Source organism: Cellulomonas sp. P5_C6 (assembly GCF_054049635.1).
Genome location: NZ_JBFULZ010000071.1, coordinates 1 through 18,473 on the forward strand (window position 1 = coordinate 1; position 18,473 = coordinate 18,473).

At 71.2% G+C, this 18,473-nt stretch carries 15 protein-coding genes and 1 tRNA gene; 13 read left to right on the forward strand and 3 right to left on the reverse strand.

What is annotated here, in order from left to right:
* The 8 genes from ACXJKG_RS10240 to ACXJKG_RS10275 form a co-directional block, all read left to right on the forward strand.
* Nucleotides 1-1,333, forward strand: a 1,333-nt coding sequence (locus ACXJKG_RS10240) for a pseudouridine synthase (protein ID WP_456845660.1), incomplete at its 5' end; no start/stop codon positions are given.
* Nucleotides 1,330-2,439: a prephenate dehydrogenase gene (locus ACXJKG_RS10245; RefSeq protein WP_456845661.1), complete on the forward strand. Its 1,110-nt coding sequence runs from the start codon at nt 1,330-1,332 to the stop codon at nt 2,437-2,439. The genes ACXJKG_RS10240 and ACXJKG_RS10245, both read left to right, overlap by 4 nt.
* Entirely contained in the window at nt 2,421-3,131 is a 711-nt protein-coding gene (cmk, locus tag ACXJKG_RS10250; RefSeq protein ID WP_456845662.1) for a (d)CMP kinase, read from the forward strand. Before ACXJKG_RS10245 ends, cmk begins: the two co-directional genes overlap by 19 nt.
* Entirely contained in the window at nt 3,128-3,811 is a 684-nt protein-coding gene (locus tag ACXJKG_RS10255; protein WP_456845663.1) for a lysophospholipid acyltransferase family protein, read from the forward strand. The genes cmk and ACXJKG_RS10255 overlap by 4 nt, the downstream gene beginning before the upstream one ends.
* Nucleotides 3,812-3,813: 2 nt before the next feature.
* Complete coding sequence (locus ACXJKG_RS10260) at nt 3,814-4,614, forward strand: class I SAM-dependent methyltransferase (protein ID WP_456845664.1); 801 nt, start codon at nt 3,814-3,816, stop codon at nt 4,612-4,614.
* A 56-nt stretch (nt 4,615-4,670) separates the two neighbouring features.
* The gene (der, locus tag ACXJKG_RS10265) at nt 4,671-6,146 is read left to right on the forward strand and encodes a ribosome biogenesis GTPase Der (protein WP_456845665.1); all 1,476 of its coding nucleotides are present in this window, start codon (nt 4,671-4,673) and stop codon (nt 6,144-6,146) included.
* Nucleotides 6,143-7,177, forward strand: coding sequence for a hypothetical protein (locus ACXJKG_RS10270; RefSeq protein ID WP_456845666.1), 1,035 nt, complete (start codon nt 6,143-6,145; stop codon nt 7,175-7,177). Before der ends, ACXJKG_RS10270 begins: the two co-directional genes overlap by 4 nt.
* 28 nt (nt 7,178-7,205) lie before the next feature.
* Nucleotides 7,206-7,279 (forward strand) — tRNA-Pro (locus ACXJKG_RS10275).
* Nucleotides 7,280-7,634: 355 nt separating this feature from the next.
* On the opposite strand, the gene ACXJKG_RS10280 is transcribed toward ACXJKG_RS10275, so the two are convergent.
* Complete coding sequence (locus tag ACXJKG_RS10280; protein WP_456845667.1) at nt 7,635-8,999, reverse strand: carboxylesterase family protein; 1,365 nt, start codon at nt 8,997-8,999, stop codon at nt 7,635-7,637.
* A 165-nt stretch (nt 9,000-9,164) separates the two neighbouring features.
* On the opposite strand from ACXJKG_RS10280, the gene ACXJKG_RS10285 reads away from it, so the two are divergent.
* Together ACXJKG_RS10285 and ACXJKG_RS10290 are read left to right on the forward strand one after the other, a co-directional pair.
* A complete protein-coding gene (locus tag ACXJKG_RS10285) occupies nt 9,165-10,604 on the forward strand; it encodes an ABC transporter permease (protein ID WP_456845668.1) in 1,440 nt (479 codons plus the stop codon).
* Nucleotides 10,601-11,305: an ABC transporter ATP-binding protein gene (locus ACXJKG_RS10290; RefSeq protein ID WP_456845669.1), complete on the forward strand. Its 705-nt coding sequence runs from the start codon at nt 10,601-10,603 to the stop codon at nt 11,303-11,305. The genes ACXJKG_RS10285 and ACXJKG_RS10290 overlap by 4 nt, the downstream gene beginning before the upstream one ends.
* 45 nt (nt 11,306-11,350) lie before the next feature.
* Here the strand turns inward: ACXJKG_RS10290 and ACXJKG_RS10295 are convergent, their stop codons facing one another.
* Entirely contained in the window at nt 11,351-11,938 is a 588-nt protein-coding gene (locus ACXJKG_RS10295; RefSeq protein ID WP_456845670.1) for a TetR/AcrR family transcriptional regulator, read from the reverse strand.
* A 1,186-nt stretch (nt 11,939-13,124) separates the two neighbouring features.
* Between ACXJKG_RS10295 and ACXJKG_RS10300 the strand changes: the two genes are divergently transcribed.
* Nucleotides 13,125-14,063 carry a cation transporter gene (locus ACXJKG_RS10300; protein WP_456845671.1) on the forward strand — a complete coding sequence of 313 codons (939 nt, stop codon included), beginning with the start codon at nt 13,125-13,127 and terminating at the stop codon, nt 14,061-14,063.
* A 10-nt stretch (nt 14,064-14,073) separates the two neighbouring features.
* On the opposite strand, the gene ACXJKG_RS10305 is transcribed toward ACXJKG_RS10300, so the two are convergent.
* Nucleotides 14,074-15,561, reverse strand: coding sequence for a leucyl aminopeptidase family protein (locus ACXJKG_RS10305; RefSeq protein ID WP_456845672.1), 1,488 nt, complete (start codon nt 15,559-15,561; stop codon nt 14,074-14,076).
* Between the two features lie 147 nt (nt 15,562-15,708).
* On the opposite strand from ACXJKG_RS10305, the gene ACXJKG_RS10310 reads away from it, so the two are divergent.
* Complete coding sequence (locus ACXJKG_RS10310; RefSeq protein ID WP_456845673.1) at nt 15,709-17,511, forward strand: SLC13 family permease; 1,803 nt, start codon at nt 15,709-15,711, stop codon at nt 17,509-17,511.
* 64 nt (nt 17,512-17,575) lie between these two features.
* Nucleotides 17,576-18,473 (forward strand): hypothetical protein (locus tag ACXJKG_RS10315; RefSeq protein ID WP_456845674.1); only part of this gene is annotated, 898 nt, incomplete at its 3' end.

Here is an 18,473-nt window from a genome sequence, read left to right on the forward strand (position 1 = left end):
GTACCGGGGCGGCAGCAGCAGCGGTGGCAGCGGCGGGAGCCGCAGCGGTGGGTCCGGCGGGTACCGCGGTGCCGGCGGTGGCGAGGGCTACCGCGGCAGCACCGGCGGCGGCGAGGGCTACCGCAGCAGCGGCGACAGCTACCGCGGGAGCAGCTCGGGTGGCGCGCGCGGCGGCAGCACGGGCGGTTCGCGCGGCGGCAGCAGCAGCGGAGCGTCGCGCACCGGCGGCGCGTACCAGGGCGGCAGCACGGGTGGCGGCTCGCGGGACGGCGGCGGGTACCGCGGCACGGACTCGCGCGACAGCGGCGGATACCGCGGCGGCAGCGCGGGTGGCGGCTCGCGCGACAGCGGGGGCTACCGCGGCACCGATTCGCGCGACAGCGGCGGGTACCGCGGCGGCAGCTCGTCGGGCGGTGGCTCACGTGGCGCGACCGGCGGAGCCTCGCGCGGCGGACCCGGTACCTCGTCGCGTGGCGGCGCCCCTCGCCCCAAGAGCGGCAACGGCTACCCCCGCAGCGGCGGCACGGGCCGACCGCGCTCGGACGGCGCATCGAGCCGGCCGTCGAAGCCGAGCCGCACCCCCGAGGTCACCATCGACGTCCACGACCCCGAGGGCACGCGCTTGCAGAAGGTGCTTGCGGCGGCGGGTCTCGGCTCCCGGCGGGCGTGCGAGGACCTGATCTCCGCCGGCCGTGTGACGGTCGACGGCAACAGGGTCGACGAGCTCGGCGTGCGGGTCGACCCGCTGACGGCGGTCATCCACGTGGACGGCATGCGGGTCCAGCTCGACTCGTCGATCGTGACGATCGCGCTGAACAAGCCGAAGGGCGTGGTCTCGACCATGCACGACCCCGAGGGCCGTCCGTCGATCGGGCAGTTCGTGGCGGACCGCGAGGAGCGGCTGTTCCACGTCGGCCGCCTCGACGCCGAGACCGAGGGCCTGATCCTGCTGACCAACGACGGGGACCTGGCCAACCGCCTGTCGCACCCGTCGCACGGCGTCACCAAGGTCTACCTGGTCCAGCTCGAGGGCCGCGTGACGCCGTCGCTGGGCACCCGGCTGATCCGCGGCGTGGAGCTCGAGGACGGCCTGGCCAAGATCGACAAGTTCCAGATCGTCCAGACGACGCCGCAGGCCAGCCTGGTGGAGATCGAGCTGCACGAGGGCCGCAACCGCATCGTGCGACGGATCTTCGAGGAGGTCGGCTACCCGGTCACGCAGCTGGTCCGCACACAGATCGGCCCGATCCGGCTGGGTGACCTCAAGCCGGGTCGCACGCGCGTGCTGTCGAAGACCGAGGTGGGCTCCCTGATGACGCGGGTGGGCATGTGACGCTGGCGACGCGAGGGCCGGTGCGCATCGTCGGCACCGGCCTGCTGGGTACGTCGGTGGGCCTCGCGCTCGCCACGAGGGGCGTCGACGTGGTGCTGCACGACCCGTCGCGCACCGCCCTGGCGCTCGCGCGCGACGTCGGTGCCGGGCGACCGGCACGCCCCGACGACGTCGCGCCCGCACTGATCGTCGTCGCCGCGCCGCCGGACGTGACCGCGGACGTGGTGCGCGCCGAGCTCGAGGCCTTCCCGCACGCCGTCGTCACCGATGTCGCGAGCGTGAAGGGGTACGTGCTGGCGGAGCTCAAGGCCGCCGGCGCCGACCTCAGCCGGTACGTCGGCTCGCACCCGATGGCGGGTCGCGAGCGGTCCGGTCCGTCCGCGGCCGTCCCGGACCTGTTCCTGGGCCGGCCGTGGGTCATCGCCGACTCCGGGGTCTCGCACCCCGACGCGCTGCTCGCCGTCCGCTCGCTCGCGGTCGACCTGGGTGCCGTGCCGGTGACCATGGATGCGGACGCGCACGACGCCGCGGTCGCCGCCGTCTCGCACGTGCMGCAGGTCGCCGCCAGCCTGGTCGCCGCGCGCCTGCGCGGTGCGGACGAGGCGGCGCTGGGCCTGGCGGGCCAGGGCCTGCGGGACGTCACGCGGCTCGCTGCGTCGGACCCGGCCCTGTGGACGTCGATCCTGGCCGCGAACGCCTCCGCCGTGCGTGCGGTGCTGGTGGACCTGCGCGCGGACCTCGACGGCGTCATCGCCGCGCTGGCGCAGGCCGCCGCGGCGGACGGCCCCGAGACGGTCGAGCTGGGTGCGCTGGCCACCCTCGCGCAGGCGATCGCCGACGGGAACGCCGGCGTCGCGCGGATCCCCGGCAAGCACGGTGGTGCGCAGCGCACGTACGGCGTGGTGACGGTCCTCGTACCGGACGCCCCGGGCGAGCTGGCGCGGCTGCTCACCGAGGTCGGCGAGGCGGGCGTCAACCTCGAGGACCTGCAGCTGGAACACGCGGCCGGCCGCCCGGTCGGCATGGCGGAGATCTCGGTGCTGCCCGGCAGCGTGGAGCACCTCGAGGCGGAGCTGACGGCCCGCGGATGGAGACTGGTGAGTTGAGCACGGCGATTGTCGTCGCGATCGACGGACCCTCGGGGTCCGGCAAGTCGAGCGTCTCGCGCGGCGTGGCGAGCGCCCTGGGCGTCAAGTACCTCGACACGGGGGCGATGTACCGGGCCGCGACGTGGTGGTGCCTGCAGCAGGGCGTGCCGTTGACGGACATCGACGCCGTCGCCGCACAGGTGCGCGCGCTTCCCCTGGTCATGGGTGTGGACCCGAAGAGCCCGACCGTGCACGTCGGTGGCGTCGACGTCGGCGAGGCGATCCGCACGACCGAGATCTCGGCCGCGGTCAGCGCCGTGGCGACGAACCTCGGGGTGCGCGCCGAGCTGGGCCGGCTGCAGCGGGCCGCGATCGAGGCGTCGCGGACGGACGGTCGGGGGATCGTGGCCGAGGGCCGCGACATCACCACCGTCGTCGCGCCCGACGCGGACGTGCGCGTGCTGCTGACGGCCAGCGAGGAGGCCCGGCTGGCGCGGCGTGCCCTCGAGGTGCACGGCACCGACGATGCCGACGCGGTCGCCGCCACCCGGGACCAGGTGCTGCGGCGCGACGCCGACGACTCGACCGTCGTGGAGTTCCACGTCGCGGCCGACGGCGTGGTCACGGTGGACTCGTCGCACCTGGACTTCGACCAGACCGTGCAGGCCGTCCTGGACGTCGTGACGTCGGTCGTCGGCACCAGGCCGTGAGCACCGACGGCCCGTCGCCGCGCGGACCGCGCTGGTCACGATGGATCGGCCGGTTCCTGGCGCGCGTCGTCTGGAACACCGAGGTCGTCGGCACCGCGCACGTCCCGCTGGACGGGCCCGTGCTGCTCGCCGCGAACCACACGGGCATCATCGACGGGCCGATCCTGCACGGCGTCGCGCCCCGGCCGTCGCACGTGCTGGTCAAGGAGGAGATGTTCTGGGGTCCGGTGGGCACGGTGCTGCGCGCGGCGGGTCAGATCCCGGTGGATCGTGAGGGCGGCCGCACGGCGCTGACCAGCGCACTCGCGGTGCTCAAGCGCGGCGGGCTGGTCGGCGTCTTCCCCGAGGGCAACCGCGGGCGCGGCGACGCGACGAACGCCCGGGCGGGCATCGCGTGGCTCGCGCTGAACGGCCACGCGCCGGTCGTGCCCGTGGCGGTGCTGGGGACCCGGCGGACGGGGGAGTCCGTCAACCACGTGCCGGGCCTGCGACGACGGCTCGCGATCGAGTTCGGGGAGCCGCTCGTCATCGAGCGCGCGCCCGGCACGTCCGGCAAGGTGGCGCTGGTGGAGGCCAACGAGGCGATCCGCGTGGCGCTGGCGGAGCTGGTCGACCAGGCGGTGGCCAGGACGGGGCTCGCCCTGCCGACCGACGACCCGAACCGCGGCCGAGACCTCTAGCCATGTCGTGGCAGTGGGACCCGTCGCTGTTTGCGGGCACCGCCGCGCACTATGCCGTGGGCCGCATGGCCTACCCGTCGACCGTGACGATCGCCCTGCGGGAGGCCCTCGACCTGGACGGCATCGGTCGGCTCCTCGACGTCGGGTGCGGTCCCGGCTCGCTGACCACGCTCCTCGCGCCGCTGTTCGCCGCCGCGGTCGGCATCGACGCCGACCCGGAGATGGTCGCCGAGGCCCGTCGGGCGGCACCCGCGATCGTGTGGCGGGTGCTGCGGGCGGAGGAGCTGCCCGCGGGGCTGGGCACGTTCCGGACCGTCGTGTTCGCGCAGTCCTTCCACTGGATGGACCAGGAGCTGGTGGCCGAGCGGGTGCGCGGCATGCTCGACGAGGGCGGGGCGTGGGTGCACGTGGCAGCGATGACGCACCGGGGTGCCGACGGCGACGACCCGCTGCCCCTGCCGCGTCCGCCGTGGGACGACGTCGACGGGCTCGTCGCCTCCTACCTGGGACCGGTGCGCCGGGCGGGTGCCGGGACGCTGCCGACCGGGACGCGCGGCGGCGAGGAGGACGTCATGGTCGCGGCCGGCTACCGCGGCCCGCAGCGAGTCGTGGTGCCGCGAGGGGAGACGGTCACGCGGTCGGTCGACGACGTCGTGGACGCCGTGCTCTCGCTGTCGAGCTCCGCCCCGCACCTGTTCGGTGGGCGCCTCGAGGCCTTCGAGCGGGACCTGCGGGGGCTCCTCGGCCCGGGTCCGTTCGCCGAGCGCACACGGGACGTCGAGCTCGTCATCTGGCGGCCGTGACGGGACTCTCGCCCAGGTCGTCGCCCCGCGGTCGGTACACAGGGGACAATGGGCGCATGACTGAGCCCGATCCGACCCTTGTGCTGCCCGACGAGACCGGCGACGCCGACCGCGAGCGGGCGCTGCGCGCGGGCCTCACCGAGTACGAGCTCGAGGACGAGGACCTTGCCCTCCTGCACGCCGGCGACGTCGGCGAGCTGGGCGAGGAGCCGGTCGTCGTCTTCCCGGTGCTCGCCGTGGTCGGACGCCCGAACGTCGGCAAGTCGACCCTGGTGAACCGCATCCTCGGCCGCCGCGAGGCCGTCGTCGAGGACAAGCCGGGCGTCACCCGCGACCGCGTGAGCTACCCCGCCGACTGGTCGGGGAAGCGATTCACGCTGGTCGACACCGGCGGCTGGGAGGTCGACGTCGCCGGCATCGAGGCGCGCGTGGCCCAGCAGGCCGAGGTCGCCATCTCGCTGGCCGACGCCGTGATCTTCGTCGTCGACGCCACCGTCGGCGTCACCGAGACCGACACCCAGGTGGTCCGGCTGCTGCGCAAGGCCGGCAAGCCCGTCGTGCTGTGCGCCAACAAGGTCGACGGCCCGGCCGGCGAGGCCGACGCCGCCAACCTGTGGTCGCTCGGGCTGGGGGAGCCGTTCCCCGTCTCCGCCCTGCACGGCCGCGGCACCGGCGACCTGCTCGACGCCGCGATCGACGCGCTGCCCGAGGTCTCCGCGCACGGCACCCCGATCCCCGACGGCCCCCGCCGGGTCGCGCTGGTCGGCCGCCCCAACGTCGGCAAGTCCTCGCTGCTCAACAAGGTGCTCGGCGCCGAGCGCGTCGTCGTCGACTCCGTCGCGGGCACCACGCGCGACCCGGTCGACGAGCTGGTCGCGCTCAAGGGCAAGCCGTGGGTGTTCGTCGACACGGCCGGCATCCGTCGCCGCGTCCACCAGACGTCCGGCGCCGACTTCTACGCGTCTCTGCGCACCCAGGCCGCGATCGAGAAGGCCGAGGTGGCCGTCGTCCTGGTCGACGCGTCGGTGAAGCTGACCGAGCAGGACACGCGCGTGATCACGCAGGTCATCGAGGCGGGGCGCGCCCTGGTGATCGCGTACAACAAGTGGGACCTCATGGACGAGGACCGCCGCCCGTTCCTCGAGCGCGAGATCGAGCAGGACCTCGTGCAGGTCCAGTGGGCGCCGCGCGTGAACATCTCGGCGAAGACGGGCTGGCACACGGACCGCATGGTCCCCGCCCTCGAGCGCGCGCTGGACTCGTGGGACACCCGCATCTCCACCGGGCGCCTCAACGCGTTCCTGGGCGAGCTCGTCGCGGCACACCCGCACCCGCTGCGCGGCGGCAAGCAGCCCCGCATCCTGTTCGCGACGCAGGCGTCCACCCGGCCGCCGCGCTTCGTGATCTTCGCCACCGGATTCCTCGACCCCGGCTACCGCCGGTACATCGAGCGCCGCCTGCGCGAGACCTTCGGCTTCGAGGGCACGCCGATCTCGATCTCCGTCCGCGTGCGGGAGAAGCGCAAGCGGTGACCTCCGTCGGGCGGCGCCGGCCTCTCTTGAGGCTGGGGCTCCCGCGCGACCCGGCGGCGAGCAGCCACATCACCGGGTTCCTGGTGACCACGCTGGCCACGGTCATCCTGACGCGTCTGCTGCTGAGCCTCACGGGCTTCCCGCAGCTGGGCGGCGGGGGAGTGCACGTCTCGCACGTGCTGTGGGGCGGGCTGCTCATGGCTCTGGCATTCATCGTGCTGATGACGTTCCTCGGCCCCGTCGTGCGGCGGCTCGCCGTGCTGCTCGCGGGCGTGGGCTTCGGGCTGTTCATCGACGAGATCGGCAAGTTCGTCACCGCCGACTACGACTACTTCTGGGAGCCGACGGCGGCCCTGATCTACCTCGTGGTCATCGGCCTCGGCCTGTTCGCCGACGTGCTGCAGCGTCGGCACCCGCGCTCACCCGCCGAGTTCCTCGCGGCGGCCGCCGACCAGGCCGTCGCCGGCCTGGCGGGCGGCTTCAGCACCCGTGAGCGCACCCGCGCGCGCTGGTACCTGTCCCGCGCGGGCGACGCCCCGGGGGCCGACGAGGTCCGTGCGCTGCTCGACAGCGTCGAGCACGACGCGGCCGAGGTGCMCGACCCGATCGGCGCGACCACCCGGTGGATCGTCGACGCCTCCCGCTGGTTGGTCCGCGCCCGATGGGTGCCGTGGGTGACCGTCGGCGTACTCGTCGTGACCTCGGTGGTCACGCTTGCGCGCGGCGTCTACGGCTGGCGCGCGACCGACGACGAACCCACCTGGCTCGTCGTCGGCGTCCTGCTCAGCGGGCTGGCCTCGACCGCGTTCGCCGTGGTGGGACTGGTCCGCGTCCGCGCCGATCGCGAGGCCGGCTACCGCTGGTTCCGCCGCGCCGTGCTCGTGGCCCTGCTCGTCACCCAGATCTTCCTGTTCCGGCTCTCGCCGTGGGACGCCACCGTCGGGCTGCTGGTCGACCTCGTGATCCTCGCGGTCGTCGCCGCCGAGCTCGACGTGATCGCCGGTGACAGGACCACGTCGCCCGTGGGGTAGAGTTTCCGAGGCTCCTGCGGGGGCCGTTCGGGCTGTGGCGCAGCTTGGTAGCGCACTTGACTGGGGGTCAAGGGGTCGCAGGTTCAAATCCTGTCAGCCCGACAGTGAAAGCGCAGGTCAGGGGCTTCTGGGGTCATCCTAGCAAGCCCCTGACCTTCACTTTTTGGCCCGGCGGGAAACATCTCGGGAAATATCTCGCCGCGAATACGGGCGGACGTCCCCGGCCGCGGAGGGCTGACCACGATCGGATGGCCGCCGCCGAACCAATCGCGGGCGGACGTGGGGCTCGAGTCCTCGGCTTCTTGCGGCCCCGGTCGCTCGGCGCGGCCGGTGGCCACGTCGTCGGTGAATGACTTCACTTAGCTGCGATGCGCACCCACTGCACCCGCAGCAGACCGAACAGTCGACCCGTCAATCGATCCAGACAAGACAGCCGCCCTCGCCCGCCGTGTTGGGGTCACGCCTTCGGGTGCGCGAGCATCCAGCCGTAGATGTCGTCGCCGAACTGGCCCGAGTACGCCTCGTCCCAGCCGCCGTGCAGCAGGTTGTGGTCGTAGATCGTGAGCTTCGCCGTGTCCTCGGTGAACCCGCACTGCGAACGCAGGTCCCCGATCGGCTCGATGCTGCCCGCCGGGTCCACGGTGTCGTCGTCGGCGCTGTGGAACGCCCACACGGGGGCCGTCGCCATCGTGCAGCCGACGTCGTTGAACGCGGGCCGCCCGTCGCCGGCGATGGGCACCACAGCCGCGACCACGTGGTCGCCCGGGAACGCCCCGAGGTACTCCCACGCGCCGTAGGCGCCGCACGACAGTCCGGTCAGGTAGACCCGGTTCAGGTCCACGTTGTAGTGCTCCACGGCGTACGCGAGGAAGGCGTGCACCTCGCTCGGCGTCGTGCACCCCGACTCCGGCGGGTTGCCGAGGTCGTGCTGCTGCTGCATGAAGCAGGAGCCGCCGCGGTACTCCGGGCAGTCGATGGCCGGCAGGCCGCCGGGCGCGGGGACGTGCTGCGTGGACAGCACGACGAAGGGTCGGTCGGTCGGCCAGCCGCCGACGGCCTGGAACCGCGGGATGCCGGTGTTCTGCAGCCAGCCGAGCGCRTCGGCCGAGCCGTCCCCGTTCTCCCCGTAGCCGTTGAGCGCCACGAGCAGCGGCGACGCGGCGCCACCCGGCGAGTAGGACGGCGGCAGGTACTCGTAGTACCCCATGCCGCCGGCCGTCGCCTCGGGCGAGCCCAGGGGCCGGGGCGTCAGGTAGCGGGCCGAGTCGGTGCCGAGATAGGGCGCGACGACTCCGCACAGGTCGCTCGCGAATGTGGGCTGCGAGCCGACGACGCGGACGTCGACCGTCTGACCCTGACCGGTGTCGCGGTCGAACTGGTAGGTGTACCGGATGTTGCCGGCGTTCTTGGTGATGACGGCGCCTCGCGAGTCCCGTACCACGAGCGGCTGCCCGGACACCTGGTACACGCCCTGGTACATGCTGCCGCCGAGCGACCGGAAGGGCAGGTCCTTGGCGGTCTGGTTCCACGACACCGTGACGGGCGCGCGGCCGGGCACGGACCAGGTCTCGGTGTACGCGCTGGTGGCGGACCACCGCTCGAGACCGGTCTTCTTGTCGGCGCGGATCGTGAGGTTCGTCGTGCCCTCGCCGTGCACGTCGATCGGGTAGCCGCAGCCCCAGACCTGGTCGTCGTAGACGTCGGCATGCTTCTCGTGCGTCACCGGCCCGGCGTGGGCCGGGGTAGCAACGAAGAGCCCCGCCACCAGGACCGCGGCGCCGACGACGAGACGGGCGGGGCGCAGGCGGACCGGTGCGGACATGGTTGTGCTCCGATGGACGACGATGACGCGGAGTGACCAGCACCAGTGAACTCCTGGCTCCGGAACGCGGTCAACGCAAAACCGACAAATACGTCGAAACCGGTGACGCTGTTACCGAGGCTCGGGGGGGCAGATGCGGGGGTGCTCCCGCCACCGTTCGTCTAGATGTCCGAGACGCCAGACGTGACGCATGCCCAGGGCGTAGGCGGTCACACCAAGGCCGACCCCGAACACTTGCGTCGAGTCGACGTGAACATGTCGCGGAGCGACGACACCGAGCAGCAGACCCCATCCGAGTGCGGTCAGGCCGAGTACCACGGCGGCCATCGCCGCGATCCCGCTCCATTGGCCGCGGGTAGCCCGATCGCTGTGACCGACGCCTCGGTCCTCCGGAGCAGTTATCCCGACAGTGTGTCGATAAGATGGCGACACCATGTCGGGAAGACATGGTGTCGCGACCCATGGAGGAATTCCGTGTTTCTTGCCCTGCGCGAGCTTGCCTTCGCGCGTACACGCTTCGGCCTGATGGGCGCGGTCATCGCACTCATCGCGGTCTTGATGGTTCTACTGTCGGGCCTGTCCTCCGGCCTGGTGGTCGACGGCGTCTCCGGGTTGATGCGAAGCCCGATCGACGCCGTCGCGTTCTCGGAGGGCACGAAGGCCGACTCCGCTTTCACCCGCTCTGAGGTCACCACGGCCCAGGTGGAGGCGTGGGCGGCGCAAGACGACGTGGCCGATGCCGAGCTGCTCGGCACCTCGATCGTGAACGCCAAGAACGCTGACGGGAGCGCGCTCGACCTGACGTTGTTCGGCGTGGTTCCGGACGGCTTCGTCGCGCCCGACGCCGCGCAGGGCCGCCGGATCGCCGAGGCCGGTGAGGCCGTGCTCAGCTCGTCCGCGCGAGACGCGGGCGTCGCGCTCGGCGACGTGATCACCCTCGACCACCTGGGTACCAGGCTCACCGTGGTGGGCTTCACCGCCGACCAGCGGACCTTCGGGCACGTGGACATCGCGTTCGTCCCCCTGACCACCTGGCAGGAGGTGCACGCGGGAGCGACAACGGGCGCGCAGCCCGATCCTGGGGCGTATGACGTGGCCAGCGTCGTGGCTCTGCGCGGAGTGGACGGCAACACGCCGGACCTTGCTGCAGGCGACGCCGCGGCGAACACGTCCGCTCGTTCGATCGAGGACGCGTTCGACTCCTCGCCCGGCTACAGCGCCGAGCTGATGACCATGCAGCTGATCAAGGCCTTCCTGTACGCCATCTCGGCGCTGGTGGTCGGAGCGTTCTTCACGCTCTGGACGGTGCAGCGCACCCGTGAGCTCGCCGTGATGCGCGCCATGGGCGCCTCGACGCGGTTCCTGCTCTCCGACGGCGTCCTGCAGGCCGCCATCCTGCTGGCGGGCGCGCTGGCGGTGGGCGTGAGCGTCGGCCTGCTCTTCGGCGCACTCCTGGAGGGCACGGGCATGCCGTTCGCCCTGCAGGCCGGTCCCATCCTGGCGGGGGCCGGGCTGCTGCTCGGGCTCGGCCTGGCCGGCGCGGCCATCGCGACGGCTCGTATCGCCTCCATCGACCCTGTGACCGCGTTGGGAGAGAACCGATGACCACCACCACCACCACCACCACGAGCACCCGCACCGGGACCGGCCTGAGACTCACCGACGTCACGCTGACGTTCGGCGACGGGGACGACCAGGTCGCCGCACTTGACCACGTCGACCTCAGCGTTGCACCGGGCGAGCTGATCGCGATCGTCGGACCCTCCGGGGCCGGCAAGTCGAGCCTGCTGGCCGTCGCAGGGGGCCTGGCCCGGCCCACCTCCGGGGCGGTCGTCGTGGACGACACCGACCTGATCGGGCTGTCACCCCGCGCGCTAGCGGCGTTCCGGCGCGACCACCTCGGCTTCGTGTTCCAGTCCGGCAACCTCGTGCCGGCCCTCACGGCCCTCGACCAGCTGCGGCTGGTGGAGAAGATCACCGGCCGGCGCGCAGCCACGCCGCCGCAGGAGCTGCTCCGCGCCGTCGGCATGGACCAGCACGCGCGCCGTCGACCCGGACGACTCTCCGGTGGTGAGCGTCAGCGCGTCGGGATCGCACGCGCACTGGTCGCGTCTCCTTCGGTGCTGCTCGTCGACGAGCCCACGGCGGCCCTGGACCGGCGACGCAGCCACGAGATCGTCGAGGTGCTTGCTCGCCAGACGCACGAGTTCTCCGTCGCGACCGTCATGGTGACCCACGACCACGATGTGCTCGAGCACTGCGACCGCGTCCTGGAGATGATCGACGGGCAGCTGCGGTCCCTGTGACCCGTCCGACGCCCGGCGCACTCGACGCGACGGGCGTCGGCGGGGTCAGCCGAGCTCGAGCTGCCGCAGGTAGGGGTCCAGGAGGGATGCCGCCGCGGCGTAGGACCGTTCGAGGTCACCGTCCTGCTCCACGCGCCTCGACGCCGCGTTCACGAGGGCGTTGACCAGCTCGGTCGTGGTTGCCGGGTCTGAGGCGCCGAGCTCGACGAGGGCGTCGACCACGGGCGACAGGAGCCGGTCGTGGAACTCGCGCGAGTGGCGCGCCAGGTCCTCGGCCGGAGCCACGCCAGCGAGGGTGCGGGCCAGGGCGTGCTCGCCGTCCGCCACGAGCTCCAGGTTTGCCCGGACGAACGCCAGCACGCGTGCCCGCGGGCCGTCGGCGGAGGCGACCGCGGCGTCCAGGCGCTGCTGCCACCGCGGGAAGGAGTCCGCGACGACTGCCGCCAGCAGGTCCTCGCGCGACGCGTAGTACTGGTACACGCTCGACCGGGACAGCCCGGCCAGCGCACCCACCTCCGCTAGGGACGGCACCCGGTCCGGCTGCGCGGTCAGCAGGGCGCGGGCGGCCTCCAGCAGGGCCTGCTCCCGCGCGGCCCGGTGCTCGAGGACTGTCGGGGCATCGATCCGTGGCACGCCCCATCCTCTCAGTCGTCAGAGCAGCGGACCGGTGAGACCGCGCACCGCACCCAAAGGGGTGCCTGCGAAGAATGTCACCAGATTGGCGTGATGACCTACGTCGGTCTGCACCCAGCCCGACAGGAGTTGAGCACACAGGGACTGGTCGGCCTTCCGGCCTGCGGTCGTGTTGACCACGTCAACGGACCGGCCCGATCGGATTCGACGGACGAAGGAAGGTAAAACTGCAGATCAGACGCGCGCGCTCAACCGCGGGGACTGGCCGAAGCGCCTTTCGACAGAGCCACCTCCATGACTTGCGGAGCCCAAATTCGTTGACGCCGTCAGCGGGCCGTGTCGGCGAGGCAGGCTGACTGAGTCGACCGACGGCCCTGCCCGACTCGTGAAGAGGTCGCCTGGGCAGCGTCCAATGGGGCGCTGGTTGGGGTCACCACCGCGGCGCTCCAGTAGGTCGCGCTGCTTGCTCGACCAGGGCTACTCCATCATCGGGCTGGACGGAGTTGCGTCGGCACCGCTATCCGAGGCGGGTCCGACCTACCGATTGTCTTTGCGCGCTTGTCGCTGGGCACCTTGGGCCTGCGACGATGCGTCTCGCTTTGCCCCGCCGGAGGTCTGAGTGTGGCTGCGTGCCTCACCGGTTCCGAGCGTCCTGCCAGCTGCCGGCTCGCCCGCCGGACCCGTGGACCGGTTGGCGCGGGCGGCTGCGAGTCGCTCTTGCTTGAGGGTCTCGGCCGCTTCGCTCGCGAGCTTCTCGAGCAAGTGGCTGACGCGTGCGAGCGCGTCCTCGAAGACCTCKGCYTTCTGGGCKGCSCGGGTGTTCTTCGGGCGSGAMKYRCCTCGGCCGCCGTGCTCTTCGACWCCSGCGCTSGCYTGYCGRCGRTAGTTCTTCTGGTGCTTCTTSCGMGCSCGKCGAATSCGYGAGTGCAGYCTGATCAGSKSGTCCTCGTCGAGCTCGKYCATGCGMGCCGGCTCGGTCTCGCGGATCAGGTCGCGCTCCTGCCCGTTCAATGCGCTGAGCAGTTCATCCACCGTGTTCTCCGATCCGACGGACTTCACCGGGCTTGCATCCGCTTCGACCGTAGACCAGATGCGCACACTCAGCCCCCCGGCTGCCCCGGTCGGTAGTGTCGCCAGCACGAGATGCTCACGGGGGAGGTCCGACGGTGGTCCAGCCGGTGAACCGATGAGTGGGGGCGACGCAGACCATGTCGCGGCCATCCAGGCCGAGGCGCGCGGGCTCGAACGGGGAGCCATCGTCGGGTCGATCATCGGTGCGGCGGTGCTGGGTGCGCTCGCCCTGGGTTGGGGTATCGCCGCGCAGTCACGGGTGCTGATCTTCGACGGGGCGTTCGTCGCCCTGGGAATCGTCCTGTCTGTGCTGTCGCTCATGGCCTCGCGGGCGGCAAGTGCGAAGCCAACTGCCCAGTTCCCCTTCGGCAAGCAGGCGATCACACCCATAGCCATCGCGATCCAGGGTGCTGCTCTGCTAGGGACGCTGATCTACGCGGCCGCCGATGCCATCGCGATCATCGTCGACGGTGGGTCGGACGTCTCCGCCGGGACGGTGGTGGCGTACGGCCTGGTCACCATGACGTGCTCGTTCGTGCTCGCCCGCTGGCTCGCGCGCCGCGCGCCGGACTCGGACCTGGTCGGCGCAGAGGTCGCACAGTGGCGCGCGGGCGCCTTGCTGAGTCTGGTCTATGCCGCCGGCGCCGCCGTTGCGCTGCTGCTGGCCGCCTGGTCGCTGCACTCGGTCGTGCGCTACGTCGACCCTGGCCTGGTCCTGCTGGCCTGTGTCGTGCTGGCCCCGATACCGATCCGCCTGCTGCGAGCGGCGGGGCGTGAGCTTCTTGAGGCCGCGCCCCCGCCCGAGGTATCTGACGCGATGGGCGCAGCCATCCAGGAAGTGCGGCTTGAGTTCGACCTACCGGAGCCGGTCGTGCGAGCCACGAAGCTCGGTGAACGGTTGTACGTCGAGGTGGACTTCCTGGTCCCGGCGGGTGTGTGGGACGTGACCGGCGAGGACCGCGTGCGCCGTGCCCTGATCAATCGGCTCCTGTCCCTCGGGTACGAGCTGTGGGCGAACGTCGAGCTGACCACAGATCCGAATCTGACCGTCTGACCCGATGGCCCTACCGGGTGAAGGAGATCGCGAGCTCGGCGAGCAGGCGCGCGCCGAACCCCGTGCAGCCGCGCGGCCGCCACCCGCCGGCCGGATCGGCCAGCGCGGTGCCGGCGATGTCGAGGTGAGCCCACGGGGTGCCATCGACAAACTCCTCGAGGAAGAGTCCCGCGGTGATCGCTCCCGCGTTGGGTCCACCGAGGTTGGAGATGTCGGCGACGTGGCTGTCGAGCTGAGGTCGGTAGGCGCGTTCCAGGGGGAGCTGCCAGGCGCGCTCGTCGGTTGCGGCCGCGGCGTCGAGGACCTGGTTGACGACGCGTGGGTCGTTGCCCATGACGCCCGCCACGAGGGTGCCAAGTGCGCGCATGCTGGCGCCGGTCAGGGTGGCGATGTCGATGATGGCGTCCGGCTTCTGCTCGACGGCCATCACCAGGGCGTCCATCATCACGAGGCGGCCTTCGGCATCGGTGTTGGCGACCTCGACGGTCTTGCCGTTGCGCGCGGTCAGGACGTCACCCATCTTGAGGGCGGACCCGGAAGGCATATTGTCCGTGCACATCAGGTATCCGGTGACGCTGGTGTGGCAGCCGAGCGCGGGCAGCGTGAGCATCGCGGCGAGCAGCGCGCCTGCTCCCGACATGTCGTTCTTCATCGCGGCGTGGATGCCGTCGGCGGGCTTGAGGCTGATGCCGCCGGAGTCGTACATGATCCCCTTGCCGACCCAGGCCATCGAGCCCGTCGGTGAGTCCGGGGTGTAGGTGAGCTTGACCATCCGGGGTTCGTCGTAGCTGCCGCCGTTGACGCCCATGATCCCGCCGCAACGCAGCTCGAGGAGCTGGTCGCGGTCGAAGGTCTGCACGAGAAGCCCGGCCTGCGTTCCGAGCTTGTCGGCGACCTCGGCCATCCGCTCGGCGGTCAGATGCGCTGGTGGGCAGTTGGCGAGATCACGCGAGATGCAGGTGGCCCGGGCCAGGGTCGCGCCACGCTCCGCGGCCGCCGCGGCCTGCTCGAGCAGGTCGGCCGCGGCGACCAACGTCACCTGCTGGAGAGGCACCCCGACCGGTGCGCGCAGCGCCGTGAACTCGTAACGGGCGAGGATGATCCCCTCGACCGCCGCGGTGAACCAGTCCGGTGGCACCGCCGGGCCGGTGAGGGTGTCGAGGCGCAGGGCGAGCCGTGCGTGGCCGGCCGCGGCGAGCGCGAACGCCGCCGCCACGTCGCGCATCGCGGCGTTCGACAGAGTCGCAGGATCGCCGATGCCGACGGCGATCTGGAGCGGCACGCCGGGCAGGAGCAGGGTCGTCCCGCGAGAGCCGACGAAGCCTGCGGCGGCGAGGGTCTCGCGGGACGGCAGTCCCTCAGGAATGACGCCGATCTCCGCGACGAGCACAGCGACGACGACGTCCGCGCTGGCGGTAGCCGCGACAACGACCCGGGGCTGACGGGTCGCGGACGGGACCGGATCGAAGTCGGATGGAACGGCAACGGCGCGGCTCACCAGTGTCTCCACAAGTCGGGCCTATCGACCCAGCGGCATGCGTGCCTGACAGTGATCAAGGTTCCTCCCGATTTCGAGGGTGCCACAGTGTGTAAGCAACCGGCGACCTTCGCTTGCCTGACGCCAACGTGACTGGGAGGGACATCCGTGGACGACGCGACGATCAGCCTGCTCATCCTGGCCGCAGTGATCGTCCTGTTCATCTGGAACCGGCTGCCGGTCGGCGTGGTCGCGATCTTCGCGTCCTTGAGTTTGTACGCGACCGGGGTGCTGACGGTTCAGGACGCTCTGTCCGGGTTCGGCGATCTGGTCGTGATCTTCATTGCCTCGCTGTTCGTGGTCAGCGAGGGGATCGACTCGGCCGGGGTGACGACCTGGGCGGGGCGCTGGCTGCTGTCCGTCATCGGTGATCGCCCGAGGGTGGCACTCGTCGCGGTGATGGCGATGGCCGCGGTGATGAGCGCCCTCATCACGCTGAACGGCGCCGCCGCGGCACTGATCCCCATGGTGATCGTGATTGCGTTGCGGTTGGGCCTGCCTCCCGCGCGCATGCTGATGCCGATGGCGTTCGCCGGCAGCGCCGGGTCCCTGCTCATCCTGACCGCATCCCCGGTCAACGTCCTCGTCGCCGGCGCCGCCCAGCAGGCCGGCACCTCCGGCTTCTCGTTCTTCTCCTTCTCGATCGTCGGGGTGCCCATCGTGATCGTCACGATCGCCCTGGCCGCGTTCCTCGCTCCGCGAGTGCTGCCCGGGCGGGTCTCCTCGACGCAACCGCCGGACCTGAGCCGGTACGGGGAGACCATCGCGGAGCACTACGAGCTCGTCGACGGCTTCTTCCGCCTTCGGATCCGCGCCCAGTCCCCCCTGGTGGGCTCACCCCACGACGGACTGGGGCTGCGACTCGACGACGGTGTCCAGCTCATCGCGGTACAGCGGGGGCCCGATCCGGTAGTAGGCAAGACCCTGCTGGAGGCCGACGACGTCCTGGTTGTGACCGGCCCTGCGGACGCCGTGGGCCGTCTCGTGGTCGACCTCGTGCTTGCGGTGGCCATGCGCCCGGTGACATYGACGACAGGAGAGCTCATCTCCCGCGAGGTGGGCGTGGTCGAGCTCGTCGTGCCACCTCGCTCCCCACTGGTGGGAGAGACGATGTTCCCGGGCATGGCCCGCGGTCCCCAGCTCGTCATCCTCGCGATCCGACGGCGGGGCCGTGAACGCGGCGCTGAGCACACCGTCATCGAGGAAGGCGACTCCCTCCTCGTGCACGGGGCCTGGGCCGTCGTCGACGAGCTCGTCGAGCATCGCGACGTCCTGGTCGTGAACTCGCCCGACCTGGTGCGACGTCAGACCGTGCCGCTCGGGGCCAAGGCCGGCACCGCGATCGCCATCCTGGCCGTGATGATCGTCCTGCTCGCCGCGAACCTCGTGCCACCGGCGGTCGCCGGACTCGGCGCCGCCGCGGCCATGGTGCTGTTCCGTGTCATCTCCAGCGGTCAGGCCTACCGCGCTGTCTCCTGGCAGACCGTCGTCCTGATCGGGGGACTGATCCCGCTATCCACCGCGATCGAGACCAGCGGAGCCGCGGACCGCATCGCCGAACAGCTCATCGCGGTCGTCGGCTCCGGACACCCGCTACTCGTCCTGGTTGCACTGTTCGTGCTCACCGCCGCTTTGGGCCAGTTCATCTCCAACACCGCAACCGTGTTGATCGTCATCCCGATCGCCCTCGCAGCCGCCCACGAGTCCGCGGTCTCACCACTACCGATCCTGATGACCGTCGCCGTCGCCGGCGCCGCGTCATTCCTGACCCCCGTGGCGACCCCAGCCAACATGATGGTTCTGAGTCCCGGGGGGTACCGGTTCGGCGACTACTGGCGACTCGGCCTGCCCCTGCTCGTGAGCTGGCTCATTCTCGCGCTGGCGATTATCCCGGTCGTCTGGCCGCTGTAACGCACCCGATGCACCCAGCTTTCGAACCTGTTCCGCCAACGTCTCGCAGTCGTAGGAGAACCCGATGAATCCAGTGCTCGCCTTCACGGTCGTCATGCTGGTCTGGACGATCAGCGACTTCGTGGCGAAGAAGACGAAGTCACTGCTCTCGTCGCTGTTCGTCGCCTCGATCATCTTCCTGATCGGCTTCCTCACAGGTCTGTTCCCACACGACCTGCTCACCGCCTCATCGCTGCTCGCGTTGGCCGGTGTGGTCGTCGGCTTCATCATCGTCCACCTCGGYACGATGATCAGCCTGGACGACTTCAAGAAGCAGTGGAGAACCTTCCTGATCGGCGTTGCCACGGTGGTGGGCATCGGGATCGCGCTCTACGTCGCGAGCCTGATCTTCGGTGGCCAGATCTCAGGGTCCGTCCAGGACGGCTACGCCCAGGCCCGGGACTTCGTGATCGCGGGCACCGGCGCCCTCAGCGGCGGCGCGATCTCGGTGGTCCTGGTCCAAGAGGCAGCCCTCGGCGTCGGCCTGACCAGCGTGGCGATCTTCCCCGTCCTGATCGCGGCGCTGCAGGGACTGATCGGATTCCCGTTGACGTCGATCATCCTCAAGCGGGAAGCGGCACGGTTGAAGGTCGAGTACCGGGAGGGCAACCTCACGCCCGCCGAGACAATCGAAGCCGAGGCGACAGCAACGTCCCACCTTCCCGCAGCGCTGACCACGACCGCCGGAACGCTTTTCGTCGTCGGCGTCACGGTCCTGGTGAGCATCGGGATCAACAACCTCACCGACGGCGTCCTGAACACATTCGTCGTCGCGCTCCTGCTCGGCATCGCCCTGCGCACGCTCGGCGTCTTCAAACCATCAGTGCTCGGCGGCATCGACTCCCTCGGACTGATGATGATCGCAATCATGATCCTCATCTTCGGACCGCTCGCGACGATCGAACCGTCCGACGTCTCCGCGC

Excerpts from the sequence above, each read along its gene's own strand:
- cmk (WP_456845662.1), top strand. The coding sequence starts at position 2,421 with ATGGAGACTGGTGAGTTGAGCACGGCGATTGTCGTCGCGATCGACGGA.
- ACXJKG_RS10260 (WP_456845664.1), top strand. The coding sequence starts at position 3,814 with ATGTCGTGGCAGTGGGACCCGTCGCTGTTTGCGGGCACCGCCGCGCAC.
- der (WP_456845665.1), top strand. The coding sequence starts at position 4,671 with ATGACTGAGCCCGATCCGACCCTTGTGCTGCCCGACGAGACCGGCGAC.
- ACXJKG_RS10285 (WP_456845668.1), top strand. The coding sequence starts at position 9,165 with ATGTCCGAGACGCCAGACGTGACGCATGCCCAGGGCGTAGGCGGTCAC.
- ACXJKG_RS10290 (WP_456845669.1), top strand. The coding sequence starts at position 10,601 with ATGACCACCACCACCACCACCACCACGAGCACCCGCACCGGGACCGGC.
- ACXJKG_RS10300 (WP_456845671.1), top strand. The coding sequence starts at position 13,125 with ATGAGTGGGGGCGACGCAGACCATGTCGCGGCCATCCAGGCCGAGGCG.